This is a genomic window from Limnobaculum allomyrinae, from assembly GCF_016649425.1.
Classification (GTDB): domain Bacteria; phylum Pseudomonadota; class Gammaproteobacteria; order Enterobacterales; family Enterobacteriaceae; genus Limnobaculum; species Limnobaculum allomyrinae.
The window spans coordinates 82,874-86,867 of the sequence record NZ_JADRCR010000012.1; the positions used below are offsets into that span (position 1 = coordinate 82,874).

Genomic DNA, 3,994 nt, shown 5'->3' on the forward strand with positions numbered 1-3,994 from the left:
ATAATGGTGTCGCCGGCGGTCCCGGTACCGCTGATAGTCGGTCGGGTATCGTCGGTGGTCTCCCCTTTATTGACATTGCCGGTAACGCTGCCCACCTGATCGTCCACGCCGGTAATGGCCAGCTTTGATGAGTCAGTACTTGTATCTACTACAAATTCAAATTCGTCTGAAGGAGCACTAGTGTTGCCGGCCTCATCAGTTTCTGTAATTACAATATTATGCTCACCGTCACTTAGTGACTTATCAGGAGTAAAGGTCCACTGACCGTTGTCATCCACAATCGTGGTGCCCAGTTCTTTATCGTTATCAATAATGGTGATGGTATTGCCCGGCGCACCCTCGCCCGTAAAGGTAGGTTGAGAGTCATCAGTAACATCACCGTTCTGGATTGGACCCGTGATGCTACCCTCATCATCAATCACGTCGCCCTGCTCTGGTTTTTCCGGCGGCGTAGTGTCTACTTCAAAATCAATGGCGTCAGATGGTTTGCTTTCATTACCGGCTTCGTCCGTTTCCTTTGCCACGACGCTGTGATCGCCTTCATCCAGTGGCTCATCCGGCGTAAAGGTCCACTGACCGTTATCATCCACAATCGTGGTACCCAGTTCTTTATCGTTATCAATAATGGTGATGGTATTGCCCGGCTCACCCTCGCCCGTAAAGGTAGGTTGAGAGTCATCAGTAATGCCATTATGTTTGATTAAACCCGTTTTCTCACCGACATCATCATAAGCTTCAAGACGTGGCGGTTTATCTGGTGCTGTAGTATCAACATCAAAGTCAAAAGTTGGCGAAGTAGCGCTGGTATTACCCACTTTGTCAGTTTCAGTAACAGTTACCTGATAATGGCCATCGGCTAAAGCATCTTTTGGCGTAAAACTCCAAGTGCCGTCGCTACCAATTGTAGTTGAACCGACAACCTTACCATCAATATAAACAGTGATAGTGTTGCCAATTTCACCCTTACCAGTGAATTCAGGACAATTATCATCAGTAGTTGCCCCGTTGGCAATAATTCCGGTAATAGTGCCAACATCATCTATTGCTTCAAACATAGGCTTGATTGGACCGGTAATATCACCGATTGCATCCGTGGCACCACCAAGAGTAGGTTCTGAAGCCGGAGTAGGTGACTGTGTTAAGCCATCATTATCTTTATTACTTTCATAAATAGCGTTACCAATCAGGCCCCCGACTGCTGCCCCCCCTAGAAACCATGGCCATAATGCCAATAATCCCAAATCATCATTACTCTCAGCATTTCCAAATAAATAGGCCCCATCCCCCATGGGGCCGCCTCCCAAAGCTATAGGAGAGGAAACGTCTTGATTAATTAAATAACTACCGTCAATACTAGAACCATCTGTTACTACGTAAGAATAAATTTGGCCATCCTCAGCCATCCCAAGCAAAGGAGCATGTTCACCAGAAATGTAGTAATCTTCAAACACTAGAGACGGTTGGTCATCCCCTTCCAAGATTATATAAAGGTCGTTATCATTACGATAAATAGTGACATTTTCAGGAGCATAATTGTCATTTCCATTTTTCAATAAATATTTATTACCTGCTTGAATTTTTATTTTAATAAGCTTGCTATAATTCAAAGGTATAATTTGCGATGCCTCGCCGTTAGTACTTACTAATAAATTCACTGTTTTATTCAAAATATTACCCCTCCCAAATCACTATTTATTTAAAGCTTGCCGAATCTAATCAATTAGTATTTAGGTTGACAAATTCAATAACATTCAATTTAGAACACTTTAGAAGAAACCCAAGGGATCATAGAAGAAACCCAAGGGACCATGATCATTCAAAGAAATTTAAAACTATCATTTTATATTTATACGATCAATAGTTCGTCAAAAGCCTTGGCGCCAAATTTATATATCTTATAATCTATATAAATTCAAAATTAAACACAGTGAATGTATTATTCATTAAAAAAGGTTGTGGCGATAACATAAAAAAATAAGTAAAAACTCACTTTAAGAACAACTAATAACCCTAGAAATAAATCAATAAGATTTATACACCTTACCTTCACTTACTAAAAGTGAAGGTTTAAATTTATTAAAGTGGGAATAAAGCTTGTGTACTTTTATATATTTTCTATGTGATGATATAAAAACATTGAACATGATGGAAAAATTTCTATTTTCAATGAATGTATGGACTGAATAACAAACACATTTTAAAAAATTTTAGGGAAATTCATTAATGAGAGAATTAAATGAACTGGAATTAACAGCAATTTCTGGTGGCTACGGAAACGGTTTTGTAAATGATGCTGGTGAGTTTTTGATTTCATCGATATTAGGGGCCGCTGCTTGCGGAGCTGTCGGTGCTATTATTGGCGGAAAACATGGAGGTGACGGTGGTGGAGCTCTAGGTTTCGGCATTATTGGTCAAGGCGTAGGTATGGTTAGTGGTGGTTTAATAGGTATGGTCGCTGGCTTCATTAGCGGTGGTATTGTAGGTAAAGATAAAACCGTAGAAAAAACTCTCGCTTGGGTTCAAGGGGTTATTGACGGTACCTTCAACCAGTAGACGTACCATTGACAGAAACAACGTACTGGCGCTTCATCACAGCGGAACGGGAGCAACGGCGATAGCCCGTTCCACTGTTTATAAAATTCTGGAAGATGCGAAGACTGTTTAAAACGCAGTCTTTTTTTGGGAATTAAATTTTTGATTTAGATGTATTTTATTTAAAACTTGAGCTTTATCTCATTTTTATCGAGATATTAAGCAAAGATAATTTTCAGTTAACCACTATTGCAAGCACTATCAAAAGTACTATTCTCAATATAGAAATGGTATTGCTGAAGACGGATTAAACTTTGTAAAAAAGCATATTCGGCGCAATAGGCGACTGAACGAAACCAAAATACTCATAAAACATTCTTGCTTGATCATCTATTGCATGGACCATGATAGCCTTAATGCCCACTTGGCCTGCTAAATTAGAAACCCTATTAACCGCTTCATTTAGAAGCCATACACCAAAACGATGTCCTTGAACACAAACATCGATAGCCAGGCGTCCTAATAAAACGACAGGAATTGGGTCAGGCATATTTTGACGGAGACTGCGTCCTAAATTTACATGACTAACGGAACCTGTCGCTATAGCGTAATAGCCTACCACCCGCTTAGTTCCAGCCATACAGATCACAAAAGTACGAGAAGCATTCATTAATTGATTTTTTATGGCTCTGCGCCGCAACCAATCACTTAACACTTCATTTCCACAGTCGAACTGCTGGAGATCGTGCGTTTCTGTTAGCAACTCTGGAGCGGTAATGATTATTTCCATTCAGGCTTTACATCCATTAAGCGTTTACGCCCTTCAGTGTTTTGAACGGGGGCTTCAAGTTGCTTTATAAATGCCTGATAGCGTGCGTCATTAAGAATGAATACGCGTTGGTCTAAGATAATGTTCTGAGCTTCATTAACAGCTTTTTCTATGATGAAATCAGTTCTATTTTTATTCACCAAACTCGCAGCATAATCAATTACTGCACGTTCATCTTCAGTTGCTCGGACGTTAATTTGCTTGTCCCGTGTGGCTTTACGAATTGAATTTTGCATAACACCCTCTACATGGTAGCAATTTGCTATACATTAATAATAACTAATAAGGTAACAAATTGCTATACCTAAATCATTGGGTTTGTATTTTTATGTGCGTAGCACATGGAAGCGACCACTCAGCTCTTTTTGATCCACAGAAGGTTAGTCAGCGGGCCTTACAAGATCTATTAAGATCCTCGATCCATCCCCTTCCCTGCATGAAATATATGGACTGTTGTAAATGTAATTTGTTTGTTTGCAAATTAACTCCGGTGAGCGTGCTCTATGGCGCGTAGCGACGTAGAGGGCGTGATTTCCGGAGCGTTAGAATCTGAAGCTTTGCTTCAGTTCTTACGTTTGCAATTTACAGGAGTCAACTTGCCCGGTGGCTTGCCGTAGGGTGCGTGCTAAAGGG

General features: G+C 40.5%; 4 protein-coding genes and 1 pseudogene. 2 read left to right on the plus strand and 3 right to left on the minus strand.

Annotated features, from left to right (window positions below):
- Positions 1 to 1,667: Ig-like domain-containing protein (locus I2494_RS18205; RefSeq protein ID WP_228351012.1), on the minus strand; the 1,667-nt coding region annotated here is incomplete at its 3' end.
- Between the two features lie 556 nt (positions 1,668 to 2,223).
- On the opposite strand from I2494_RS18205, the gene I2494_RS18210 reads away from it, so the two are divergent.
- Positions 2,224 to 2,553 (plus strand): hypothetical protein, encoded by a 330-nt coding sequence (locus I2494_RS18210; RefSeq protein ID WP_218468801.1) that lies wholly within the window; start codon positions 2,224 to 2,226, stop codon positions 2,551 to 2,553.
- A pseudogene (locus tag I2494_RS18215) lies at positions 2,552 to 2,665 on the plus strand (recombinase family protein); the annotation flags it as partial. The gene I2494_RS18210 and the pseudogene I2494_RS18215, both read left to right, overlap by 2 nt.
- Positions 2,666 to 2,839: 174 nt before the next feature.
- Here I2494_RS18215 and I2494_RS18220 read toward each other — a convergent pair.
- Together I2494_RS18220 and I2494_RS18225 are read right to left on the minus strand one after the other, a co-directional pair.
- Positions 2,840 to 3,322, minus strand: coding sequence for a GNAT family N-acetyltransferase (locus I2494_RS18220; protein WP_218468802.1), 483 nt, complete (start codon positions 3,320 to 3,322; stop codon positions 2,840 to 2,842).
- A complete protein-coding gene (locus I2494_RS18225) occupies positions 3,313 to 3,597 on the minus strand; it encodes a type II toxin-antitoxin system TacA family antitoxin (protein WP_218468803.1) in 285 nt (94 codons plus the stop codon). The genes I2494_RS18220 and I2494_RS18225 overlap by 10 nt, the downstream gene beginning before the upstream one ends.
- Positions 3,598 to 3,994: the final 397 nt, after the last annotated feature.

Coding starts and splice junctions, on each gene's coding strand:
- I2494_RS18210 (WP_218468801.1), top strand. CDS start 2,224: ATGAGAGAATTAAATGAACTGGAATTAACAGCAATTTCTGGTGGCTAC.
- I2494_RS18220 (WP_218468802.1), bottom strand. CDS start 3,322: ATGGAAATAATCATTACCGCTCCAGAGTTGCTAACAGAAACGCACGAT.
- I2494_RS18225 (WP_218468803.1), bottom strand. CDS start 3,597: ATGCAAAATTCAATTCGTAAAGCCACACGGGACAAGCAAATTAACGTC.